Origin of the sequence: Candidatus Burkholderia verschuerenii (assembly GCF_001189365.1) — a bacterium.
Lineage (GTDB): Bacteria > Pseudomonadota > Gammaproteobacteria > Burkholderiales > Burkholderiaceae > Caballeronia > Caballeronia verschuerenii.
In genome coordinates this window covers 32,235-53,934 of record NZ_LFJJ01000010.1, presented here as the reverse complement: position 1 = coordinate 53,934, position 21,700 = coordinate 32,235, and the positions used below count along the sequence as shown (strand labels likewise).

Annotated in this window: 30 protein-coding genes, 2 tRNA genes and 1 pseudogene; 17 read left to right on the top strand and 16 right to left on the bottom strand. The window is 63.2% G+C overall.

Annotation, left to right across the window (positions count from 1 at the left end):
• Positions 1-150: 150 nt before the first annotated feature.
• Both BVER_RS04190 and BVER_RS36180 read right to left on the bottom strand, forming a co-directional pair.
• Positions 151-591 carry a copper chaperone PCu(A)C gene (locus BVER_RS04190; protein ID WP_050452210.1) on the bottom strand — a complete coding sequence of 147 codons (441 nt, stop codon included), beginning with the start codon at positions 589-591 and terminating at the stop codon, positions 151-153.
• Positions 592-598: 7 nt separating this feature from the next.
• On the bottom strand, positions 599-1,447 hold the full coding sequence (locus BVER_RS36180) for a copper resistance protein CopC (protein WP_370444180.1): 849 nt from the start codon (positions 1,445-1,447) through the stop codon (positions 599-601).
• 190 nt (positions 1,448-1,637) lie between these two features.
• Between BVER_RS36180 and BVER_RS04180 the strand changes: the two genes are divergently transcribed.
• A tRNA-Met gene (locus tag BVER_RS04180) sits at positions 1,638-1,714 on the top strand.
• Positions 1,715-1,722: 8 nt separating this feature from the next.
• Here the strand turns inward: BVER_RS04180 and BVER_RS04175 are convergent.
• Positions 1,723-1,968 carry a hypothetical protein gene (locus tag BVER_RS04175; protein WP_157055923.1) on the bottom strand — a complete coding sequence of 82 codons (246 nt, stop codon included), beginning with the start codon at positions 1,966-1,968 and terminating at the stop codon, positions 1,723-1,725.
• Between BVER_RS04175 and BVER_RS04170 the strand changes: the two genes are divergently transcribed.
• Both BVER_RS04170 and BVER_RS04165 read left to right on the top strand, forming a co-directional pair.
• Positions 1,954-2,451, top strand: coding sequence for a heme-degrading domain-containing protein (locus BVER_RS04170; RefSeq protein ID WP_050452208.1), 498 nt, complete (start codon positions 1,954-1,956; stop codon positions 2,449-2,451). The two genes, BVER_RS04175 and BVER_RS04170, sit on opposite strands and share 15 nt — an antisense overlap.
• A 44-nt stretch (positions 2,452-2,495) precedes the next feature.
• Complete coding sequence (locus BVER_RS04165) at positions 2,496-2,834, top strand: DMT family transporter (protein ID WP_050452207.1); 339 nt, start codon at positions 2,496-2,498, stop codon at positions 2,832-2,834.
• Between the two features lie 17 nt (positions 2,835-2,851).
• On the opposite strand, the gene BVER_RS04160 is transcribed toward BVER_RS04165, so the two are convergent.
• On the bottom strand, positions 2,852-3,205 hold the full coding sequence (locus tag BVER_RS04160) for a hypothetical protein (RefSeq protein WP_050452218.1): 354 nt from the start codon (positions 3,203-3,205) through the stop codon (positions 2,852-2,854).
• A 278-nt stretch (positions 3,206-3,483) separates the two neighbouring features.
• On the opposite strand from BVER_RS04160, the gene BVER_RS04155 reads away from it, so the two are divergent.
• The 5 genes from BVER_RS04155 (at position 3,484) to BVER_RS04135 (ending at position 6,294) form a co-directional block, all read left to right on the top strand.
• Positions 3,484-3,744, top strand: a complete 261-nt coding sequence (locus BVER_RS04155) for a hypothetical protein (protein WP_050452217.1) — start codon at positions 3,484-3,486, stop codon at positions 3,742-3,744.
• A gap of 2 nt (positions 3,745-3,746) precedes the next feature.
• Positions 3,747-4,103 (top strand): hypothetical protein, encoded by a 357-nt coding sequence (locus tag BVER_RS04150; RefSeq protein WP_050452206.1) that lies wholly within the window; start codon positions 3,747-3,749, stop codon positions 4,101-4,103.
• A gap of 150 nt (positions 4,104-4,253) precedes the next feature.
• A complete protein-coding gene (locus BVER_RS04145; protein ID WP_050452205.1) occupies positions 4,254-4,538 on the top strand; it encodes a DUF1488 family protein in 285 nt (94 codons plus the stop codon).
• A gap of 259 nt (positions 4,539-4,797) precedes the next feature.
• Positions 4,798-4,980: a hypothetical protein gene (locus BVER_RS04140; RefSeq protein ID WP_050452204.1), complete on the top strand. Its 183-nt coding sequence runs from the start codon at positions 4,798-4,800 to the stop codon at positions 4,978-4,980.
• A gap of 213 nt (positions 4,981-5,193) precedes the next feature.
• Positions 5,194-6,294: an enoyl-CoA hydratase/isomerase family protein gene (locus BVER_RS04135; protein WP_050452203.1), complete on the top strand. Its 1,101-nt coding sequence runs from the start codon at positions 5,194-5,196 to the stop codon at positions 6,292-6,294.
• 37 nt (positions 6,295-6,331) lie between these two features.
• On the opposite strand, the gene BVER_RS04130 is transcribed toward BVER_RS04135, so the two are convergent.
• The 4 genes from BVER_RS04130 to dusA form a co-directional block, all read right to left on the bottom strand.
• Positions 6,332-6,757, bottom strand: coding sequence for a hypothetical protein (locus BVER_RS04130; protein ID WP_050452216.1), 426 nt, complete (start codon positions 6,755-6,757; stop codon positions 6,332-6,334).
• A 127-nt stretch (positions 6,758-6,884) separates the two neighbouring features.
• A complete protein-coding gene (locus tag BVER_RS04125) occupies positions 6,885-7,127 on the bottom strand; it encodes a hypothetical protein (RefSeq protein WP_050452202.1) in 243 nt (80 codons plus the stop codon).
• A gap of 154 nt (positions 7,128-7,281) precedes the next feature.
• A tRNA-His gene (locus tag BVER_RS04120) sits at positions 7,282-7,357 on the bottom strand.
• A gap of 132 nt (positions 7,358-7,489) precedes the next feature.
• Positions 7,490-8,506: a tRNA dihydrouridine(20/20a) synthase DusA gene (gene dusA / locus BVER_RS04115; protein ID WP_050452201.1), complete on the bottom strand. Its 1,017-nt coding sequence runs from the start codon at positions 8,504-8,506 to the stop codon at positions 7,490-7,492.
• A 201-nt stretch (positions 8,507-8,707) separates the two neighbouring features.
• Between dusA and BVER_RS04110 the strand changes: the two genes are divergently transcribed.
• The 4 genes from BVER_RS04110 (at position 8,708) to BVER_RS04095 (ending at position 10,538) form a co-directional block, all read left to right on the top strand.
• Positions 8,708-9,010 (top strand): hypothetical protein, encoded by a 303-nt coding sequence (locus BVER_RS04110; protein WP_050452200.1) that lies wholly within the window; start codon positions 8,708-8,710, stop codon positions 9,008-9,010.
• A 39-nt stretch (positions 9,011-9,049) separates the two neighbouring features.
• Positions 9,050-9,439: a DUF5594 family protein gene (locus tag BVER_RS04105; protein ID WP_157055922.1), complete on the top strand. Its 390-nt coding sequence runs from the start codon at positions 9,050-9,052 to the stop codon at positions 9,437-9,439.
• A gap of 47 nt (positions 9,440-9,486) precedes the next feature.
• Positions 9,487-9,690: a hypothetical protein gene (locus BVER_RS04100; protein ID WP_050452199.1), complete on the top strand. Its 204-nt coding sequence runs from the start codon at positions 9,487-9,489 to the stop codon at positions 9,688-9,690.
• 110 nt (positions 9,691-9,800) lie between these two features.
• Entirely contained in the window at positions 9,801-10,538 is a 738-nt protein-coding gene (locus BVER_RS04095; RefSeq protein WP_050452198.1) for an SDR family oxidoreductase, read from the top strand.
• Between the two features lie 19 nt (positions 10,539-10,557).
• Here BVER_RS04095 and BVER_RS04090 read toward each other — a convergent pair whose 3' ends face one another.
• Genes BVER_RS04090 through BVER_RS04080 form a run of 3 tightly spaced genes read right to left on the bottom strand, consistent with a single transcriptional unit; the run spans position 10,558 to position 11,759 of the window.
• A complete protein-coding gene (locus tag BVER_RS04090) occupies positions 10,558-11,016 on the bottom strand; it encodes a lytic transglycosylase domain-containing protein (protein WP_050452197.1) in 459 nt (152 codons plus the stop codon).
• A 25-nt stretch (positions 11,017-11,041) separates the two neighbouring features.
• Positions 11,042-11,383 carry an early set domain-containing protein gene (locus tag BVER_RS04085; RefSeq protein WP_050452196.1) on the bottom strand — a complete coding sequence of 114 codons (342 nt, stop codon included), beginning with the start codon at positions 11,381-11,383 and terminating at the stop codon, positions 11,042-11,044.
• 4 nt (positions 11,384-11,387) lie between these two features.
• Entirely contained in the window at positions 11,388-11,759 is a 372-nt protein-coding gene (locus BVER_RS04080) for a hypothetical protein (RefSeq protein ID WP_050452195.1), read from the bottom strand.
• On the opposite strand from BVER_RS04080, the gene BVER_RS31160 reads away from it, so the two are divergent.
• Positions 11,740-11,979 (top strand): hypothetical protein, encoded by a 240-nt coding sequence (locus BVER_RS31160; RefSeq protein ID WP_157055921.1) that lies wholly within the window; start codon positions 11,740-11,742, stop codon positions 11,977-11,979. The two genes, BVER_RS04080 and BVER_RS31160, sit on opposite strands and share 20 nt — an antisense overlap.
• Positions 11,980-12,016: 37 nt before the next feature.
• On the opposite strand, the gene BVER_RS04075 is transcribed toward BVER_RS31160, so the two are convergent.
• Positions 12,017-12,214 (bottom strand): hypothetical protein, encoded by a 198-nt coding sequence (locus BVER_RS04075; protein ID WP_050452194.1) that lies wholly within the window; start codon positions 12,212-12,214, stop codon positions 12,017-12,019.
• Between the two features lie 52 nt (positions 12,215-12,266).
• Positions 12,267-13,706 carry an MFS transporter gene (locus BVER_RS04070; RefSeq protein WP_050452193.1) on the bottom strand — a complete coding sequence of 480 codons (1,440 nt, stop codon included), beginning with the start codon at positions 13,704-13,706 and terminating at the stop codon, positions 12,267-12,269.
• Positions 13,707-13,870: 164 nt separating this feature from the next.
• Here BVER_RS04070 and BVER_RS04065 point away from each other — a divergent pair.
• From BVER_RS04065 to gnd, 3 genes and pseudogenes are all read left to right on the top strand, one after another.
• A pseudogene (locus BVER_RS04065) lies at positions 13,871-14,924 on the top strand (NADP(H)-dependent aldo-keto reductase).
• A 334-nt stretch (positions 14,925-15,258) separates the two neighbouring features.
• The gene (gene tkt, locus BVER_RS04060; protein WP_050452192.1) at positions 15,259-17,349 is read left to right on the top strand and encodes a transketolase; all 2,091 of its coding nucleotides are present in this window, start codon (positions 15,259-15,261) and stop codon (positions 17,347-17,349) included.
• 7 nt (positions 17,350-17,356) lie between these two features.
• Entirely contained in the window at positions 17,357-18,337 is a 981-nt protein-coding gene (gnd, locus tag BVER_RS04055) for a phosphogluconate dehydrogenase (NAD(+)-dependent, decarboxylating) (RefSeq protein WP_050452191.1), read from the top strand.
• A 52-nt stretch (positions 18,338-18,389) separates the two neighbouring features.
• Here the strand turns inward: gnd and BVER_RS04050 are convergent, their stop codons facing one another.
• Complete coding sequence (locus BVER_RS04050; RefSeq protein WP_050452214.1) at positions 18,390-19,169, bottom strand: ABC transporter permease; 780 nt, start codon at positions 19,167-19,169, stop codon at positions 18,390-18,392.
• A gap of 90 nt (positions 19,170-19,259) precedes the next feature.
• Positions 19,260-20,222, bottom strand: coding sequence for a nodulation factor ABC transporter ATP-binding protein NodI (gene nodI, locus BVER_RS04045; protein ID WP_050452190.1), 963 nt, complete (start codon positions 20,220-20,222; stop codon positions 19,260-19,262).
• A gap of 347 nt (positions 20,223-20,569) precedes the next feature.
• Here nodI and BVER_RS04040 point away from each other — a divergent pair, with 347 nt between their 5' ends.
• The gene (locus tag BVER_RS04040; RefSeq protein WP_050452189.1) at positions 20,570-21,079 is read left to right on the top strand and encodes a universal stress protein; all 510 of its coding nucleotides are present in this window, start codon (positions 20,570-20,572) and stop codon (positions 21,077-21,079) included.
• Here the strand turns inward: BVER_RS04040 and BVER_RS04035 are convergent, their stop codons facing one another.
• Positions 21,080-21,697, bottom strand: coding sequence for a DUF2939 domain-containing protein (locus tag BVER_RS04035; protein WP_050452188.1), 618 nt, complete (start codon positions 21,695-21,697; stop codon positions 21,080-21,082). It abuts the gene before it with no gap.
• Between the last annotated feature and the right edge of the window lie 3 nt (positions 21,698-21,700).

Genomic DNA, 21,700 nt, shown 5'->3' with positions numbered 1-21,700 from the left:
GGTCGGTCGCCCTTCCGCAGTTGCGCTTCACTTCGCTCGCTGTGGTCAACTTGCCGCGCGACTTGCACCCGCAAGAGTGCGCCCATGCTGGGCGCACAAAAAGGCCGCTCCGAAGAGCGGCTTTTTTATCGGTCGCGTGATGCGAATCGCTTAGTTGCCGACCGTCGCGGCCGACTTCACCGCGCACTTCAGATCGACCGTGGACTTATCGGCGAAGGTGAGTTGCAGCGGAATCGTCGAGCCGACCTGCAGCGCTTTCGGCGGCTGTTCCATCATCAGGTGGTAGCTCTTCGGCTTGAATTCGAGCGCGCCGTGCGCGGGGACATCGACGGACGAAACCATCTCCATCGTCGCGGTGCCACCCTTGTTTTCGGACTTGTGCATCATCGTCATGCCGAAGGCGGGCGAACTGGCGGCGGTGAGCGTCGCGGGCTTGTCGCCGTTATTCGAGACGACGAAGTAACCCGACGAGAGCAGGCTCGGCGGCATCGCACGGACCCAGCAGTCATGTGCGTCGAGCGTGGCGGCGTGAGTGACCGGCGGCAGCATCGCGCCGATGACGACGCCCAGCAGAACAGCGATTTTTTTCATTGTGGTCTCACTTGATCGTGAAGTTGTAGTGACCTTGCGTGCGATGGCCATCGGCGGCGAAGGCCTTCCATTGCACCGTGTAGACGCCCGGCTGAAGATCGGGCAGCGACACCCGCATCATCTTCTTGTCGTCGAGATCGATGGTGGATTTGTGTGTCGTTACCTGCGTGCCGCTTTCGGTCGTCACGTACATCGCGCTGAACGTGGGCTCGAGCGCTTCGGTGAATTCGATGGTGACTTCGTGCGGCGCGCTGACTTTCGCGCCCGGTCCGGGTTGCTGGACCTTCGGGATGGCGTGAGCGGAGGCGAGTTGCGCCGCGGCCAGAAGCACGGCGGCGAGCAGGCCGCGCGTGGCGAGTGTGCTTGTTTTCATGTCGTGAGTGCTGGTTCGCTCGCGCGAGGTCGATATCGCGATCGATCTCGCGGCGAGCGTGTTCTTCGTATCGCGCGTCGATGCGCGAGTGAGACGCTTCGGATCGACGATGAAGGGCGGCGCCCGCGAGCGCCTGTACGTGCGCGGCGCGATGCGCGGCGAACCGATGAACGCGATATCGACGAAAGCATTGCGCGCGTGAACCGCACGATCCGATGCGTGCGCGATGACAGACGGCGTCGATGCATGCGCGGCGAGATTGCAATAGCCGCAGGCTTCGAGTTGCGCGATGGCGTCGTGTTTATCGTGCGCTTTGTGCGACACCACGCCATGCTCGCGCGCATTCGATGCGCACAACGGCGCATCGATTTGCGCATGCGCGAGCAGTTGCGATGCGAGCGGTGCGAGCGAAAGCAGCAGGATCGCGCACAATGCCGCGAACCCGCCGACTCGTCCCACGATGCCTCGACGCATGGAATACATGCCGCGTTCGATACCTGAAAATAAGTGCCTGGAAGACGGCCGATTATGCCACGCAGCCCAAGTCGCTTTACGCGATGCCCATGGTTATAGAGACCATTCGACGCAGCACGATTCGCACGCGTGCATGGAAAAAACCAAAGCAGGCATTGCGTCCGGGTAAGCGATGACTTATAATTTTTTCTTCGACGGACGCGGGGTGGAGCAGTCTGGCAGCTCGTCGGGCTCATAACCCGAAGGTCGTAGGTTCAAATCCTACCCCCGCAACCATTAACGGTTCAGTCTTCCGTCAAGTATTCAATCAAAAAGCCCGGCACGCACAACAACGAGCCGGGCTTTTTGCTTTCTTGCCGCTGCATTTGCGCGTCGTGCGCATCGCGAGCGCAACTCGTCACCACGTCGCTTTTGATCCGGTTCGTGACCGCGCCAGGCATTTCGCCTTCACACGCGCATGTCAGAATCAAACGGCGACGACGCATGTGCATCGAGACATTCAGGGAGACGCACTCATGGATATCGCTCACGATCTGCAAACCATCGCGCATCAGGAACGGGTGCTGACGTTCCCGCAATTCCACGCCGACGAAGCGTGGCAACTCGGCACGCAACTGCGTGAAATGGCGCTCGCTCGCGATGCGGCCATCGTGATCGACATTCGCGTATTCGGGCGCGTGCTGTTTCACGTCGCGCTCGATGCCACCACGCCCGACAACGCGCGCTGGGCCGAGCGCAAGGCGAACACGGTCGCGCATTTCCATCGCAGCTCGTATGCGATCGGATTGGCGCTGCAACAGGCGGGCGCGACGCTCGCGGAGAAGTACGGGCTCGATGCATCGGCGTTCGCATCGCACGGCGGCGCGTTTCCGCTGCGCGTGGCGAACGCGGGCGTGATCGGCTCGGTGACGGTGTCGGGCCTGCGTCAGCGCGACGATCATCAGTTCGTCGTGGAAGCGTTGTGCGCCGTGCGCGGCGAGGACTTCGGCGCGCTTTCGCTGGCGCGCGGCTAGACACAGCAAAATCGAACCGGACGACAACAAGAGGATTCAAACCGATGCGTTCGCAAGCTTATGTGCTACTCGCCATTGCGATCGTCGCGGAAGTGATCGCGACTTCCGCGCTGCGCGCCTTCGATGGCTTCACGCGCGCGATTCCCGCGGCCGTCGTCGTCGTCGGCTATGGCGTGTCGTTTTATCTGCTGTCGCTCTCGCTGTCGCTGTCGCTGCGCACGCTGCCGGTGGGCATCGTGTATGCGGTGTGGTCGGGCGCGGGCATCGTGCTGATCACGCTCTTCTTCAAGCAGACGCCGGATCTTGCGGCTGTCATCGGCATGGGACTGATCGTATCGGGCGTCGTGGTGCTGAACGCGTTCTCGAAAATGAGCGCGCACTGACGCGCTCTTGGCTTGGCTTATTTGCAGCGCACGATCATCGAGCGATTTTTCACGTTCGCCGAAATCACGTTGGTGATGCCGCCGCCGGTCGGACCGCCTTCCTCGTTGTCCTTGGAGACGATGTCGTAACCCGTCGCGCCGCACTTCTTGCCGGCGAGCACGTAGCAACTCGCCCAACTGGAGCCTGCGTCCGCGCCGCTGCAATTGACGGCGTATCCGGTCTGGCCATCGGGCAGATTGATGAGCGACGCATCGTTCGACGACGCGCACGCGCCCAGACTCGTAATCGCCAGCGCCGCCGCGCCGCAGCTCGCGACGCGCAACCCGGCACGAATGGAAAATCGGCGCGTGGGCCGAACGTCTTGCATCATCTTCAACTTCACCTCTGGATACGGATGGTAGGCGCACGCCTGGTTCGAATCGCACGCCGCGACTTTTTCGAGATGGGCATTGTCCCACAGGCGCCTTACGCCACACGTAAGCGTTCGTGACCGTGCCGATTCAGGCGCGCGCCTTGCGAACGGAATCGTGTCGCCGCCGTAGCGGGGACGCTCGCGCAGGCTGAACCAATTTCCGAAAAGCGCACCTTATAAATATGAACGACCGTTTGCAACGCGGCGGGCGTTCCAACAAGACGGAGGGTGAGAGCATGGCAGAAAGAGTCTCGGGACCGTATCGCGGGTATTACATCAGCACGTCGGCGCGGCTCGTGCAGTCGCAAGAGGGCGATGGCGCGCCGATCTACGTCGGCTCGGTCATTCTCGCGCCGGGCGGTCCGGACGACGTGCATCGCTTCGAGGCGCTCGTCGATCTCGGTCCGGAGCGGCGCTTTCAGACCGAACGCGAAGCGCTCGGCTACGTCGAGGAATCCGCGCGCGAATATAACCGCCTGCTGCGGGCGACGGGCTGACCATGATGCGTCCCGCACAACTCCGTCATGCCGTGCTGTACGACGTCGCGAACTGTCTCATCGACCTGTTTCCCAGCGGCGCGGATGTCGCGGAAATCGGCCACGAAGCGACGCCCGCGCTGTTCGTCAGCTGGCGCACGGGCGGGGTGGCGAATCATCCCGGCAATATCGCGTGGGGCGTGCATTATCGTTTCGATGCGCGCGTGCTGCGCGCCTATCCCGGATTGCCGGAAGCCGCGCGCGACCGAATCTGCGAACGCGTGCGGGAAATGAGCCGGCATCTGGATTTCAACTACGCCGATCCGCTGGCGAGTTCGCTGCTCGTCGTGGACGTCACCGAAGACGTGCTGACCGTTTGATCGCGTTCTGGACCGCGGGACGGCAGCGCGAGTACCATATCCGCCTCATCGATTCACGCGGACGAAGCCGCGCGCCCTCGAACGAATGTCCACGCGCCGCGTCGAACGCGCTTCGGGATTCGGGCCACGCGCCCGTGCAATGAGGCCATCATGAACATCGATTTTCTTCCGGACGCGCCCGCTTATCGGGACGTCAATCTCACCGTGGAATTCGCCGCGCTCGTCGATGGCCAGCGCGTGCCGTGCGCGATTTCCGTCGAAGCGCTGGAGGATCATTTCGGCGCCGAGACCTATGATCGCGCCGGCTGGATCAACGCGTTCGATGCGGGACGCACGCGAATCGAAGCCGTGGCGCGCGAACATTTGCGCGTGACCAAGGGTTCGCCGGTGCTGCTTAAAAGCGGCCATTTTCCGCCGGGCCGCGTGCTGGCGTGAACGCCATTCACCGCTCTTACACGCGCTGATGTAAGAGCTTCCTTGTACGCGATACGCAGCCACCTAGCGGCAAGGTCGCGCATGAGCCGTTATTTTTTCCTTGTGCGTTACATATCCTTACGCATCGGGGCGAGTCGGAGTACCATCGACTCACTTCAGGTTTACTCGGCCGCTTGCGACGCGATTCGCACGGCACGCTCCTTGCTCGATGGCATTCGCTCTATCGGGCATCCATTATAAAAATCGCGCGGGGTCGCCAATGTTTCATTCCTTTCTGCATACACTCGTCGAATCCAATGCGCTATGGCTCATCTGGGCCGCGCTCGGCCTGATGGTGTTGGCGTTGTGCATCGTGTTTGCTTCGGTCGTGCTGCGCGAGTCGGATGACCCGCTCTACGGCGCAACGCAGCAGCAGGACGACGACAGCAAGTTGATCGTCTGAGTTCGGTGTCGGGGCGCGGATATGCGCGCTATCGAATTCGCGAATTCGCGTTTGACTTCAAAATCGCCGGTGCCGACAATGCCTTGCAGGGTTTCGCAGCAGCGTAGGCAAGTGCGCAAGTGCGCGTAGGGCAGGCAGGACGTGTCCATCGGCATGAAGCGAGCATTCGATGAGAAACGGGCGAAACCGCGAACCGACCCTCAACCAGACACGATGACCACCGAAGATATCCGTATCGACACCGCCAACGGCATCGGCTTCATTGCTCTCGATCGTCCGAAGGCGCTCAATGCCTTGACCCCGCCGATGCTGCGCTCGATCAGCGAGGCCCTGCGCGCCTGGCGCCATGATCACGCGATCCGCGCGGTCGTGGTGTACAGCCCGCACGCGCATGCGTTCTGCGCGGGCGGCGACATCCGTTTTCTGTACGAATCGGCGAAGGCCGGCGACCGCGACGCGATCGACTCGTTCTTCACCGACGAATACAAGCTCAATCACACCATTTTCACGTTCCCGAAGCCGTATATCGCGGTGATGAACGGCGTGACGATGGGCGGCGGCATGGGCATTTCGCAGGGCGCGCATCATACGGGCGGCCTGCGGATCGTCACGCAGACGACCAAGATGGCAATGCCGGAGACGCGCATCGGGCTGTTTCCGGACGTTGGCGTGAGCTGGTTCCTGGCGCGCGCGCCGGGCGCGATTGGCCGTTATCTGGCGGCGACCGGTTCGATCATGAGCGCCGCCGACGCGCTCTACGCGCGCATGGCCGACGCCTATCTCGACGATGGCGCGCTGCCGGGCCTGATCGAGGACTTGCGGCATCAGCGCTTCATGGACGGCGTGGATATCGTGCGCTTCATCGAGCGCGAAACGCAGAAGTTCAAGGTCCAGCCGACGCTGGATCGCTGCGAGTTCGCGCTGGCGCGCACGCCCATCGACAAGCACTTCGCGGTCGGCAACGGCGCGGCGATTCTGGCTTCGCTCGATCGCGACACCAGCGAGTGGGCCGAGCGCACGGCGCTGGAATTGCGCGAGCGCTCGCCGTTATCGGTCGATGTGTCGCTGCAGCAAGTCGACCGCGCCAAGTTCTCGACGATGGCCGAAACGCTGCGCCGCGATCTCGATCTGACGCGCACGACGTTCGGTCGCGGCGACGTGGTGGAGGGGATTCGCGCGCGCATCGTCGACAAGGACAATCAGCCGGCGTGGAAGATCGCGCGGGCCGAGGAAGTCGGTTCGGCCGATGTCGAGCGCATGTTCGAAAGCGCGTGGACGCTGGCGACGCATCCGCTGCGGTTGCTGAAGGACTGACAGCGCGGAGACGAAGCGCTTCGCTTCGTCTTTTCGTTTACTCTGCGTCGCTGCCCGCCATGAAGGCGCGCATGAACACGAGCGCGCCCCAGCCCCAGATTGCATTGGCGATGAAGTTCGGCGCGAGACGCGGCAGCATATTGCCGTTCGGCCAGATGCCGCGCGCCGGATCGATCACGAACGCGCCGACCGCCGTCAGCACGATGCCGCCGAACACGAGCGAGCCGATCCACGGCGCGCGATGCTCCGGCGACACGCGCAGCAGCCACGCCATCAGAATGCCGAAGATCGCGCTCCACAGCGCGTTGGCGATGAATTCCGGAATGCCCAGCGGAAGAAACGGAACGGTGGAAAATCCCGCCGGATCGATGACGCCTGCCGCGTGGAGCAAGGCGAGGGCGGATTCCCTGAAAAACAGTGCAGCGAGAAAACCTGAGACGGACGGCAGAATGACTTTTTGCATTGGCTGAACCGCTTGGCGTGACGCGCGGTTTTCTCCGAAGATCGAAACGTGCGCCATTATAGTGGCCGCGCCCGGGCATTCGGGCGCGATTTGCGCGGGTTTCGGGTGGCGTGAGCCGTGCGTGCTGCTACTTCGCGATGGCGTCGCTCGCAGGATTGTTATGCAGCATGCGATCGCTGCCGGGCGGCGCGGTGGGACGCTTCACGGGCATGTCGTCGGGGCTGCTCGGACGGGCGCCATTCGCGGACGGCGCGCCGGACGATGGCGGCGGCTTGACCATCGATGCGCCGTCGTCGGGCTTGCCGGTTTGTGCGTGAGCGGCGAGCGTGGCGCAAAAAAGCGCGCAGGCCGCGATGAGTTTCTTCGACATGATTCGTCTCCGCGTATGAGGCGCGCCAGTCGATGGCACGCGGTCTCAAAGAATGACTTATTACGCGGCGCAAGATTCGTGAATGCCGAAGCGAAAATGATGCTTCAAAGCAAAAACGGCACTGCGTTTTGCACAGTGCCGTTCGAAATTCTGCTGGGGTGGCTGATGGGACTCGAACCCACGACGACAGGAATCACAATCCTGGACTCTACCAACTGAGCTACAGCCACCACTGGAACAACTTGCTTCTGCCTGAACTCGCTTCGGAAAGCTTGTTCAACGAAAAATTGAAATTATACGAACTAAAATTGCGCTTGCCTAGTCCTTTCGAGCATCCTTTTTCGCGGACATAAATCGCGCGCTTACGATTCCACCGTTTCGAGCGCGTCGCGCAGATAAGTGCGCGCTTCGTCGAAAGCGGACAGATCGCCGGTCGACAGCCGCTTGTTGTCCGACAGCACGCGCCGCCAGCCCCGCGCACCCGCCACACCGCGATACAGCCCGAGCGCATGCCGCGTAACCGCGCCGAGGTAGGTGCCGCGCGCCAGTTCGGCACGCGCATAGTCGATGAGGCCGGTTTCGATTTCCTCGTGCATGGGCATCGGCGTGGCTGCGCCGTAGAAACGCGCATCCACGCCCGCGAGCACGTAAGGGTTGTGATACGCCTCGCGTCCGAGCATCACGCCATCGACGTGCTTCAGATGTTCTTCCACTTCGTCCAGCGTCTTGATGCCGCCGTTGATCGAAATCTCGAGATGCGGAAAATCCTGCTTCAGCCGATACGCATATTCGTACTTGAGCGGCGGAATTTCGCGATTTTCCTTCGGGCTCAGACCTTTGAGAATCGCGTTGCGCGCGTGCACGATAAACACGTCGCAGCCCGCGTCCGCCACCGTGCCGACGAAATCGCGCACGAACTCGTACTCTTCCACGGCATCCACGCCGATGCGATGCTTCACCGTCACCGGAATCGACACTGCGTCGCGCATCGCCTTCACGCAATCGGCGACGAGCGCCGGCTCTTTCATCAGGCACGCGCCGAATGCGCCGCGCTGCACGCGCTCGGACGGGCATCCGCAATTCAGGTTGATCTCGTCATAGCCCCATTGCTCGCCGAGCTTCGCGCTCTTGGCGAGATCGGCCGGTTCGCTGCCGCCTAGTTGCAGCGCGACCGGCGCTTCGGCGGGCGTGAACGCCAGATGCCGCGCGACATCGCCGTACAGCAACGCGCCGGTGGTGACCATTTCGGTGTACAGCCACGTATGACGCGACACCAGCCGATGCAACGAACGGCAATGGCGATCGGTCCAGTCCATCATCGGTGCAACGGACACGCGGCGCGGGCTGATGGTCGAAACGGCGGGAGAGACGGCGGACATAGGCGAACGGCGGCGATAAGAAAAGGGACGGGCATCGTAATACAGCCAATTCGCGATTTTACCGTAGCAGGCCAAGCCACATCCTCATCCATGAACGGCCTAGCGGCGTGCCCGAAACTGCCCCGATACGACCCCACGTCGCCTCATCCGCACCGTGCTAGCATTAATTTCTCACCCCGTCCGACGCAAACGGAGGCAGTCATGGCTACTTTGGCGATCGACGGCGTGCGCTGGGTCAACGATCGTGTGACCAGTGTGCGCTGGGGCAGCTTCGATCAATCCACCAACGACTGGACCGCGCCCACGACCATCGTGGACGTGCATCAGGTCGTCGATGTCATCAAGCGCGGCGAAGAAGTCCGCACGCTCTTCACGCTGGGCGGACGAACTTTTCTCGGGCCGAAAGTCACCGCGCTGCCGTATGCGAACGGGCATGTCGGCATCGAGGCGCGCGTGCAGGACGGGCAGATCGAGAAATCGCTGGAAGATTTGCCGCCTGTCTGACGCATCCGGCTCGTCCGGTCACGTGTCACGGAGGACGCATTGAATCGCGAACAGGCGCTGCGCTTCGAGACCGAATTCATGCCGCGCATCGTCGCGGAAGTCGCGCGCGTGCTGGATCGCGGCGTTCGCGTCGAGTTCGTGCCGTTTGAAAATCTGCTGCTGCCGACGCGGCTGCATGCGAGCGCGGCGCGTCATGGCATCGGCGAGCGCGGCAGCCGTTATCCCTTCGATCTGAACGTCTTCCTGACCTGGGACGACGACGAAATCGTCCGTTTGTTGCGTCCCGACGGGGAGGCGCGTTTTCTGCGATATCTCGAATCGATCGGCGCGAAGCTCAGGGCCTGGGAAGGCGTGCGCGAGATCGATCTCATCTCGCGTTCGCAGGCCGAGGCGACGGTACTCGTCGGCGGGCTCGATTTCGAGGCTTAGCATTAGTTCGCGCCGCATGGCGCATATCAACGAGCGAGGAGGTCAGCATGGCATCGTCGAATGAGGGCAATCTGAAGGCTTTCGTCACGACCGCGGAGCAATCCGGCGGGTTCGTCTGGGTGATGGCGCTGGTCGATTTCGAATCGCGCGAGGTCCGACGCGCAATGGTCTCCGAGGAAAACTTCGCCACCGCCGATGCCGCCCGCGATGCCGGCAACGATCGTCTGAAAGGCATGGCCAACGATCGCTGACGCAACACGTTCGACGATTTCGCACGTTTCGATCGAAAACCTCGTACGGCAAGGCGCGAACGCCGATCCATACTGCCTTCACACTGATCAACGTTCACAAGGAGAACGTCATGAATCGCTTCGAAGGCAAGACAGTTCTGGTCACCGGCAGCAATAGCGGCATCGGTCTCGCAACGGCGCAGGCGTTTGCAAACGATGGCGCGCGCGTCGTCATCACGGGCCGCGACGAGGCATCGCTCGAAAAGGCGCGCGCCACGCTGGGCGCGAAGGCGCTGGCGATTCGCAATGTCGCCGGCACCGTGGCGGCGGCGCGCGAACTGGCGCAACGTCTGAGCAACGAGCACATCACGCTCGATGCGGTGTTCGTCAACGCGGGCATCGCCACGTTCGGGCCGTTCGCCGACATCACCGAAAACGCGTGGGACGAGACGTTCGCGATCAACGTGAAGGGGCCGTACTTCCAGATTCAGTCGCTGTTGCCGCTGCTGAACAAGGGCGCGTCGATCGTGCTGAACGGGTCGATCAACGCGCATATCGGCATGCCGATGTCGTCGATCTACGCGGCGAGCAAGGCGGCGTTCGTGTCGTTCGCGAAAACCTTGTCGGCGGAATTGCTGCCGCGCGGCGTGCGCGTGAATGTGGTCAGTCCCGGCCCGGTCACGACGCCACTGCACGACAAGCTCGGTCTCGACGATGAAACCGCCGCGCAACTGCTCGCGCAAATTCCGATCGGCCGCTTCGGCCGGGCCGATGAAGTTGCGGCGACGGTGCTGCATCTGGCATCGCCGGAATCGGGGTTTATCGTCGGCACGGAAATCGTGATCGACGGCGGCATGATGCAGCTTTAAGGCGAGCCGCGTCCCGCGCTTACATCGCGGGACGCGGCTCGCCCCAGCTGACCAGAATCTGCTGGATGCTGCGCGCGTAAGCATCGCGCTGCTTGGGCGATTCCGAGTGATACGCGCCGATCGCGCGCCACGTATTGCCGTACTTCACCATCTTCTGCTTCATCAGCCACGCGGCGACGAACACGTTCACGCACGGATCCATCAGCGCGCGATGCGGTATGCCTTCGCGCTTCAGATCGGAAAAGTGGATCGAGTTGATCTGCAACTGACCGATATCGATCGAGCCGTTGGCGTTGTGATTGATCGCGGCGGCATCGCCTTTCGATTCGCGCCACGCCACGGCGCGCAGCACCAGCGGATTGACGCCCTGATAAGCGCCGGCCTGCTCGAAGCAATCGTCGGCGTGCGCGGCAATCGACGCGAGCGACAGGCTCAGCGCCACGGCGGCCACGAACGATCGGCGTGTCGGGTGAAGCATCAGCGGACTCCTTGTGCGAAAGCGGTCAGCGGGCGAGCGCGGCGTCGAGCCGCGAATCGACATCCTTCAGATAAGTGCGCGATTCGTCCGATACGACGAGGCGCGGCTCGGGCGCGCTGCATCGGCAATCGACAACGCGGCGCACTTTCTTCGACTTCTTCGACGACGTTTTTGCGAGCGGCGCATCGTCGTCTTCGCTGGTGGAGGGCGGCAGCATCGCGAGCGTCGGCAGCGGCGGATAGACCTTGGCGGAAGCGGGCATCGTCGCGGCGAACACTTGCGTGGTCGCAGGCGCGGTGACGTCGAGCGCGCCCGCGAAGGCGTGCGTCGAGAGGAACAGCATCGTGCAGAGGATGAGGGCGCGCATGCGGTCAGCCTCCCTGCGTCGGTTTGATCGACACGCTGTACGGCTGAAGCGCGCCGGCGGTCAGGTTTTCCAGGCTCAGCTTGACGGCATGGCGCGCGGGCACGCCTTTCCAGATCGCCTGATTGATGTACGGCAGGTCTTGCGCGAGCGCGGTCACGAGAATCGTGGTCGGCGTTTTTTGCGCGGCGGCGAGCGCGCCGGCCTTGGCGAGCACGGCGGCGAGTTGCGGATCGCGCGCGCCGAGCACGTCAGCGGGAATTTCGAAGCTGATGATGCTGGCCGCGACCGGCGGCTTGTCGGCCGACGCGGCAGGTTGCGCAGGCATTTGCGCACAGCCCGTCACGGCGACGATCGCGATGGACGCGAGTAAAGACATTGCCCACTTCACTGGCAACTCCCGGATTGATTTTGGCGATATGTCAGATTTCGGCACGACGGCGGGCGACTTGATAGAGGCGCGCAAACGTTCACCGAAAAAGCAAAAGTTGACTCGCGCGGGCGATGTTTCGGGGAAGGAGCGTTCGCTCGTCCGTCCCGAATTTACCGATGCCGGGAGATTCGCCGAAAGTGCGGCGAATGCAAAAAGGGCGCGCTGAAGCACGCCCTTTCCGATGACTTACAGGCGGGGAAGGTTCAGAGCGACCACCAGGCGCGCACCGACGGCTCGCCGTCGAGACCGCGGATGAAGTCTTCGGCGAACGCGTCGCTGGCGGCTTTCCACTCGGGCGATCCTTGCGGCAGATCGTCCGGGTTCTTCAGGCCGCGCGCGTGGCGGATGGCGGCGATCGCCTCGCTGAGGGCGGCGATCGAATCGAGGCTGTGCGTGTTCATACCAGCGTTAACGGCCGAACGCGCGCAAAACTTAAATTGCCGCCGCAAAAAACTACGCCTTTTCCTTGCGATGCTCCGAGACCAGCGCGCCCGCGTCGCGCGCGAGCCCGAACAGGTTGGCCACGCCGAGCAGCCCGACCAGCGCCACGATCAGGAACGCGACGCTGAAATCCTCCGGGCCGATGGAATGCGCGTCGTGCCCGTGCAGCCATTCGCCGAACCGCAACGCGATCGCGCCGACCGCGACGCCCACGCCCATCGTCATTTGAAAGAGCGTGCTGGAGAGCGCGGACGCGCCGCTCATCTGCGTCTTCGGGACATCGGCGAAGCTCAGCGTGTTGAGCGCGGTGAATTGCAGCGAGCGCGACAGGCCGCTCGCGAACAGCACGACGGCGATCGCGAATTTTGGCGTCGATGGCGTGAGGAGACTCATCGCGGCGAGCGATAACGCCGCCAGCACGCCGTTGACGATCAGCACTGGCCGGAAGCCGAAACGCCGCATCACCTGTGTGGTGATCAGTTTCATCGACAGATTGCCGGCGAAGACCGCGAGCGTCAGCAGCCCGGATTCGAACGCGTTCATGCCGAAGCCGACCTGGAACATCAGCGGCAGCAGGAACGGCGCGGCGCTGATCGCGATGCGAAACAGCGAGCCGCCGCCCATCGCGACGGCGAAGGTTTTCACCTTCAGCGCCGACAGATCGACCACCGGCTGCGCCGCGCGCCGCAAATGCCAGTACGACGCGACGCTTGCCACCGCGCCCACTGCCACCAGCGCGCCGATCATTGGCCAATCGGCGTCGGTGCGGCCGACCAGTTCCATCGCGTAGAGCAGCGTCGTGCAGGCGATGCCGCACAGCGCGAAACCGGGCAGATCGAAGCGGCGTTGCGTATCTTCGCGCACGTTGTCGATATAGCGCAGCGTCAGCAGCAGCCCGACGATGCCGAGCGGCACGTTGAGATAGAAAATCCATCGCCACGACGAATAGGTCGTGATGAATCCGCCCAGCGGCGGCCCGATCACCGGCGCGACCAGCCCGGGCCAGGTGATGATCGCAATCGCCCGCATCAGGTCGTCCTTTTTCGTCGCGCGCAGCACGGCGAGGCGGCCGACCGGCACCATCATCGCGCCGCCGATGCCTTGCAGCACGCGCGCGGCGGCGAAGGCGGGCAGCGTCGTGGTGGTCGCGCACAGCACGGAGGCGGCCGTGAACACGGCGATCGCGCTGCCGAACACCGTGCGCAGGCCGAAGCGGTCGGCGGCCCATCCGGAAATCGGGATGAACACGGCGAGCGTCAGCAGATACACGGTGATGCCGAGGCTCATGTCGGCGGGATGCACGCCGAAGGAATGCGCCATCTGCGGCAGCGCGGTCGCGATGATGGTGCCGTCGAGGTTCTCCATGAAGAAGGTCGCCGCGACCAGCGTGATGATCAGCGACGCGCCTTTCTGTTCGCGGGAAGTGTCGTTGGAACCGGCGGCGGACAGCATCGGCGGGAACTCCGGAACGCTGGTGGGCAGGGCGTCATTCTAGCCGCGAGAGCAGGTCTCGCGCCGCTATGGTAGGTTTTGCGACTGCCCGCGCGCTTTGCACGCGCTCGCCGTACAAAGCGCCGACAAGCAACACACACAACGCCAACAAGAGGGAACCTACGATGAAGTTTCGCAAACTCGGAGATTCGGGTGTCGACGTCAGCCTAATCGGGCTGGGCACCATGACCTGGGGCGAGCAGAACACCGAAGCCGAGGCGCACGAGCAGATTACCTATGCGCTCGCGCAAGGCGTCAATCTGATCGATGCCGCCGAGATGTATCCGGTGCCGCCGCGTCCGGAAACACAGGGCCTCACGGAGCAGTACATCGGCACCTGGCTCGCGAAGAATCCGGGCAAGCGCGCGGAGATCGTGCTGGCGACGAAGATCGCCGGGCTGGCGCGACAGCCGCACAATCCGCGGCATATTCGCGGCGCGGAGAACCAGTTCGATCGCAAGAACCTCTTTTCGGCGATCGATACCAGCCTGCAGCGCCTGCAGACGGATTACGTCGATCTGTATCAATTGCACTGGCCCGATCGCAGCACGATGACATTCGTGCCGCCCCGGTTATCCGTATATTGACGACGAATACACGGTGCCCATCGAGGAAACGCTGGCCGCGCTCGGCGAACTGGTGAAGGCGGGCAAGATTCGTCACATCGGCGTATCGAACGAAACGCCCTGGGGCGTCGCGCAGTTTCTGCGCGCGGCGGAGAAAGCGGGGTTGCCGAAAATCGTCAGCATTCAGAATCCGTATAGCCTCGTGAATCGCACGTTCGAGACGGGGCTGTCGGAATTCACGCACAAGGAAGGCGTCGGGCTACTCGCGTATTCGCCGCTCGCCTTCGGCTGGCTGTCGGGCAAGTACGAAGGCGGCGCGCGTCCGGCGGGCGCGCGCATCACGCTGTTCGAACGCTTCGCGCGCTACAGCAAGCCGCACTCGGTCGCCGCGATCACGCGTTACGTCGAACTCGCCAAACGGCATGGCCTGACGCCGGCGCAATTCGCGCTCGCCTTCGTCAACAGCCGGCCGTTTACGACCAGCAACCTGATCGGCGCGACGACGATGCCGCAACTGAAGGAAAACATTGACAGCGTAGACATCGAACTGTCCGATGAAATCCTCGCCGAGATCGACGCGCTGCACGAACTCCAGCCGAATCCCGCGCCGTAAGCTGGCCGAAGGAATCTGCGCGCGCTGCGAAAAAATGCCTGCCGCGACAGGGATTTGGGCGCGTGCGGGGCGCAAGCGCCGCGTTTGTGTCAGCATGGATGCTCGCGCGGACGGACGGCCCGAGGTTTGAACTATCCTGGCACGGTCGTGCCCAACCGAAGCTTCTTTACGCCGCCGTGGCCCTCGTTCGAGGCCCGCGACGCGCACACCGTCTCTGCATCACACGCGAATGCGGCGCCAGCCTGCACGAGGCACCGCATTTGCTCGATGGTCCTGGTTGCCCGCTGCGGCGCCTCCCGTACCCAGCGCGCTCTTCGCAAAGGAGTCGTCGCTCATGTCTGAAGCAACACAAGCAAAAGATCTCGATCGCCTGACGATCGACACCATCCGCACGCTTTCGATGGACGCCGTGCAGAAGGCCAACTCCGGCCACCCCGGCACGCCGATGGCGCTCGCGCCGGTCGCGTTCCATCTGTTCCAGAACCATCTCCGCTACGATCCCGACGCGCCCTTGTGGCCGAATCGCGACTGCTTCGTGCTGTCGGTCGGGCATGCGTCGATGCTGCTGTATTCGACGCTGTTCCTCACCGGCGTCAAGGAAGTCGACGAACACGGCAAGCCGACCGGCAAGGCCGCCGTATCGCTCGACGATATCAAGAGCTTTCGCCAGCTCGACAGCAAGACGCCGGGGCATCCGGAATATCGCATGACGACCGGCGTCGAAACGACGACCGGACCGCTCGGGCAAGGTCTCGGCAACAGCGTCGGCATGGCGATGGCGGCGCGCTGGAAGGAAGCGCACTTCAACCAGGGCGGCGACACGCTGTTCGACTACCGCGTCTACGCGCTATGCGGCGACGGCTGCATGATGGAAGGCGTATCGCACGAAGCGGCGTCGCTGGCGGGGCATCTGAAGCTGTCGAATCTGATCTGGATTTACGACAGCAATCGCGTGACGATCGAAGGCCACACGGACTTGGCTTATAGCGACGACGTCGAGGCGCGTTTCCACGGCTACAACTGGAACACGCTGCATGTGAACGACGTCAACAACGCCGACGAACTCGAAGCCGCCATCAACAAGGCCAAGTCGTTCAACGACAAGCCGACGCTGATCGTGGTGAAGAGCATCATCGGCTGGGGCGCGCCGAACAAGCAGGACACCGCGAGCGCGCACGGCAAAGCGCTCGGCGAAGACGAAGTCAAGGCCGCGAAGAAGTTCTACGGCTGGCCGGAAGACAAGCAGTTCTACGTGCCCGACGGCGTGATGCAGCACTTTGCCGATGGCTTCGGCGCGCGCGGCAAAAAGCTGCACGCCGAATGGGTCGAGCGCTTCAAGGCTTACGAAAAGTCGAATCCCGATCTCGCGAAGCAAGCATCGGAAATGTTCGCCACGAAGCTGCCCGAAGGCTGGGAAAGCGCGATTCCCACTTTCGAAGCCGACGAGAAAGGCCTCGCCACGCGCGATTCGTCGGGCAAGGTGCTCAACGCGCTCGCGCAGCGCATTCCCTGGCTGATCGGCGGCGCGGCGGACTTGTCGCCGTCGACGAAAACGAATCTGAAGTTCGACGGCGCGGGCAGTTTCGAAGCCGACAACTACGCCGGCCGCAATCTGCACTTTGGCATTCGCGAGCACGGCATGGGTTCGGTCGCGAATGGCATGGCGCTCTCGAACATGCGCGCGTATGCATCGACGTTCCTGATTTTCAGCGACTATATGAAGCCGCCGATTCGGCTCTCGGCGATCATGGAAGTGCCCGTCGTCTACGTCTTCACGCACGATTCCATCGGCGTGGGCGAAGATGGTCCGACGCATCAGCCTATCGAACAGCTCGCCGCATTGCGCGCGGTGCCGGGCCTCACGCTGCTGCGTCCCGCCGATGCCAACGAAGTCGGCGAATCGTGGCGCGTCGCGCTGTCGTATAACAAGGAGCCGTCGTGCATCGTGCTGACGCGTCAGCCGCTGCCGACCTTCGATCGCAAGAAGTACGCATCGGCGGAAGGCACGCGTCGCGGCGCCTACGTGCTCGCCGATGCCGACGGCGGCAAGAAGCCCGAAGTCATCCTGATGGCGACGGGCAGCGAAGTGTCGCTGTGTATCGAGGTGTACGAAAAGTTGAAGAGCGAAGGCATCGCGGCGCGCGTCGTGTCGATGCCGTCGTGGGATATCTTCGAGAAGCAAGACGAGGCGTACAAGGAATCGGTGCTGCCGTCCGGCGTGCACGCGCGCGTGTCCGTCGAGCAGGCCGCGACGCTCGGCTGGGACCGTTACACGGGGCGTCTCGGTTCGCAGATCGTCATGCATACGTTCGGCGCGTCCGCGCCGCTGAAGGCGCTCAAGACCAAGTTCGGCTTTACGCCGGAAAAGGTCTACGAGGCCGCGAAGAAACAGATCGAACGCGTGAAAAACAACGGCAAGGAGTGATTCCATCATGCAGATCGGCATCGTAGGACTGGGGCGCATGGGCGGCAACATCGGACGCAGGCTCATGCGGGGCGGGCATCAGTGCGTGGTGTACGACCACTCGCCGGATGCAACCGACGCGCTCGTCAAGGAAGGCGCGGCGGGCGCGAAGGATCTCGGCGAACTGGTCGCGAAACTGGAAGCGCCGCGCGTCGTGTGGCTGATGCTGCCCGCGGGCAAGATCACCGAAGACACGCTCGGCGATCTGAGCAAGCTGCTCGGCCGCGACGATGTCGTGATCGACGGCGGCAACAGCTTCTACAAGGACGATATCCGCCGCGCCGCGCAGTTCAAGGAGCAGGGCATCCACTACGTCGATGTCGGCACGTCGGGCGGCGTGTCGGGCCTGACGCGCGGCTATTGCATGATGATCGGCGGCGAGGATGACGTGGTGCGCCGCATCGATCCGATTCTCGCGACGCTAGCACCCGGACGCGGCGATATCCCCGAAACGCCGGGACGCGAAGGACGCGATGCGCGCGTGGAAAACGGCTACATGCATTGCGGCCCGGTCGGCTCGGGACACTTCGTGAAGATGGTGCACAACGGCATCGAGTACGGGCTGATGCAGGCGTATGCCGAGGGCTTTCATATCCTCAAGCACAAGGATTCGAAAGAGCTCACGGAGAACGAGCGTTACGACCTCGATCTCGCCGATATCGCCGAAGTCTGGCGGCGCGGCAGCGTCGTGTCGTCGTGGCTGCTCGATCTGACGGCCGGTGCGCTCGCGGGCGATGGCTCGCTCGACAAGTATTCGGCGGAAGTCGCGGATAGCGGCGAAGGGCGCTGGACCATCGAAGCGGCGATCGAGGAAGCGGTGCCCGCACAGGTGCTATCGGCGGCGCTTTACACGCGATTCCGCTCGCGCGATGCCGAGTCGTTCCCCGAACGCATGTTGTCGGCGATGCGCTTCGGCTTCGGCGGGCACAAGGAGTATCCGGTGAAGTAAGGCGCGTTGAAACGGAGCGATGCGAAGCGGCGATGAATCCATCGCCGCTTTTTTATTTCATCATGCGCCGACGAAACAGCCACGCGCACAGCAGAAACGGCACGACCGAATACGCGATCAACACGCCGACGTGCAGCGCCACCGCGTCCATCGGACGCGCGAGCATCGCGGGACGAATCAGCTCGACCGCGTGATAGAGCGGCAACACCTGCGTCACATGCCGCGCGATATCGGGCAACTGCGTCACGGGGAAGAACACGCCGGAAAGCAGCAGCATCGGCGTGAGGGCGAGCGTCTGATAGAACATGAAGAAGTCGTAGCTCGGCGCGAGCGCGGTGATCACCATCGCCGTGCTGGCGAAGGCGAGGCCGGTCAGCACGATCACCGGCACCGCGATCAGCATCGACGGAAAGCTCGCATAACCCAGCGCGCCCGCGACGATCATGATCGCAATACCCGACAGCACCGACTTGCTCGCGACCCAGATGATCTCGCCGAGCACGACGATATCGCCGAGCGTGAGCGGCGTATGCATGATCGCCTCCCACGTGCGCTGGACATGCATGCGCGAAAAGCCCGAATACATCGCCTCGAACGACGACGACATCATCACGCTCGATGCCGTCGTGCCCGCCGCGAGGAAGGCGATATACGACACGCCGTCCACGTGGCCGACCATCAGCCCGAGACCGAGGCCCAAGCCGAAGAGATAGATCATCGGATCGGCGAGATTGCCGATCATCGACGCGATGGCGAGCTTCTTCCACACGAGGTAGTTGCGCCGCCATACCGACATCCAGTGCGTGGCGTTGGCGGGCAGGGCGCTGGACATCGGCGAGAGACTCGGCGCATTGGCCGGCTGTTTGCGCGCGCGCTTGGCAGCAGTGCGGGAGGAATCGAAGGTATTCATATCGTGGTTCGGTCAGTCCACCATCTCGCGGCCCGTCAGACGCAGAAACACATCTTCCAGATTCGCCGGACGATGCAGATAGCGCACATCGGCGCGGCCCTTCACGCGCGCATGCACGGCCTGCGGATCGTCGACGTAGCAGAACAGCGTCTCGCCGCTGATTTCGATGCGCTCCGCGAACGGCTCGAGTTCGGCGGCGAGCGCCTGCGGATCTGGCCCGAAAATCTCGATCACGTCCGAGCCGATCACCGATGCGATCAGTTCGCGCGGACGGCCCTCGGCGATCTTGCGGCCTTCCTCGATTACGCAAAGCCGGTCGCACAGGCGCTCGGCTTCTTCCATAAAATGCGTGGTCAGCAGGATGGTCTTGCTGCGCGCCAGCAGCGAACGCAGCCGCTCCCAGATCAGATGACGCGCCTGCGGATCGAGTCCGGTGGTCGGTTCGTCCATCACCAGCACATCGGGATCGTTGACGAGCGCGCGCGCCAGCGTGAGCCTGCGCCGCATGCCGCCCGACAACTCGCCGACGCGCGCATCGGCCTTGCTTTCCAGACGCGCGAATTCGAGCAGCGACGGCACCAGCGCTTCCATGCGCGCGCCGGCCAGCCCGAAGTATCGGCCGAATACGAGCAGGTTTTCGCGGACGGTGAAATCGGGATCGAGATTGTCGAATTGCGGCACGACGCCCACGCGTTGCCGCGCGAAACGGGCGCGCGCAGGCACCGGCTCGCCGACGAGGCTGATCACGCCGCTATCGGGCGACGTCATGCCGAGCAGCATTTTGAGCGTCGTCGTCTTGCCCGCGCCGTTCGGTCCGAGCAGGCCGAAGCATTCGCCGGGCCGCACGTCGAAGGACAGGCCGTCGACGACGCGTTTGGCGCCGTAATGCTTCCTCACGTCGCTGAATTCGATGGCCGGCGCCTGGTCATCGTCGGGCGGCATCGGCGCTTGCGTCTGCAATGTTTGATCGGTCATGCACTCGTTCCGCGTCGGGAAATCCAGCCGGCTAGTGTAATCCAATGCACCATCGCGGCGCTCGCGTGCAACCGGGCGCGGCGCGCGGGTGTCAAAGCTGTGCGGGCGGTGGCGTGCGCGCGTCGCTGCGTGGTGCCGCAAGCCTGTGCGGCAAGGCTTTCCGCAAGCTGGCACGGTGTCCGCTTGGCAATTGCCCAATAGTCCTTGTGAGGTCAACTTTAGTTAGCGTTTTCCAGCGTTGCCACGCACGAATCGACACCGGATGATGAAGTCACGTCTCATTCATTCGAACGACGTAAGCACATGTTTAGCCGCGCCACGCGCAAGCCAGCGGCAGGGAGGTTGAAATGACAAGCTATAGAAAGATCCTGCTGTGTTACGACGGCTCATGGGAAGGCCGCAAGGCGCTGCGTCAGGGCGCGAATCTGGCGCTGGATTTGAACGCTGAAGCGCACGTGCTCGCGGTCGTGGATATGCGTTCGAGCATCGCGCAGAGCGCGGGACTGCTAACCGATATGGCGTGCGGCCGTTTCGAGGACGCCGCGCGCGACATCCTTCAGGAAGGCGTCGACTGGCTCACGGAGCGCGGCCTGCACGCGCAGGGACATTTTGCGTTCGGCCATCCGATCGATGAAATCGCGAATCTGGCGGAAAGCCTGAAGGTGGATCTGGTCGTCGTAGGCCACCGATGCCGCAGCGGTTTGTCGCGCTGGTGGATGGGCGCGGGCAACACACCGCTGCTCGATCGCGTCAAATGCAGCATTCTGGTGGCCGTGTGTCAGGCGGGCGAATCGGCCGAAGAGGAAGACGAAGCCGCATACGCCGCCAAGCCGGTCAAGGCCGAGGCAAACGCCTGATCAACCGTTCAGATCCACGCCGACCAACTTCCAGTCGATCAACTCGCTGCGATGGAAGATCGCGGAATAGCGCGCATCGCCCGCGCCGTGCTGATAGGTGACGATAAACGTGTTGACGTCACGATATCCGGCGGTGGTTTGCGGCGGCTTCGGTGCGGATGTCGGTGCGGTTTGCTGCGCCGTCGCGCCGGAAACCGCTGCGGCGGGCGGTGCGCTGGCGACGACCGCAGCGTCCGTTCGAGGTTCGGGCGGACGCTCGCCCGGATTGCCGCGCGGCGGAATGCCGTTCAGGATCGCGGCGACGCCTTCCGGTGTCGCGTAGGAATCCACCAAAGGACCGACGACGGCCGCGCCGATCATTGCACCGATGATGGCGAGCGGATTGCCGGTCCTTTGAATATCGACGCGCCGCGTCAGCAGCGCCGCGACCTGTTCCTTGAGACTCGCCCGCAGCGCGGGAAAATCGACGTATTCGTTGACGGTCTGTGCATCGCGCGCGTCGGCGGCGCGTTTCACGCGATCCAGCGCGATATACGGCGATGCATAAACGAAACCGAACGCCGCGACGACGAGAACGACGACCAGCGCGATAACGACGGATCGGGTAGTGCGGGACATGCG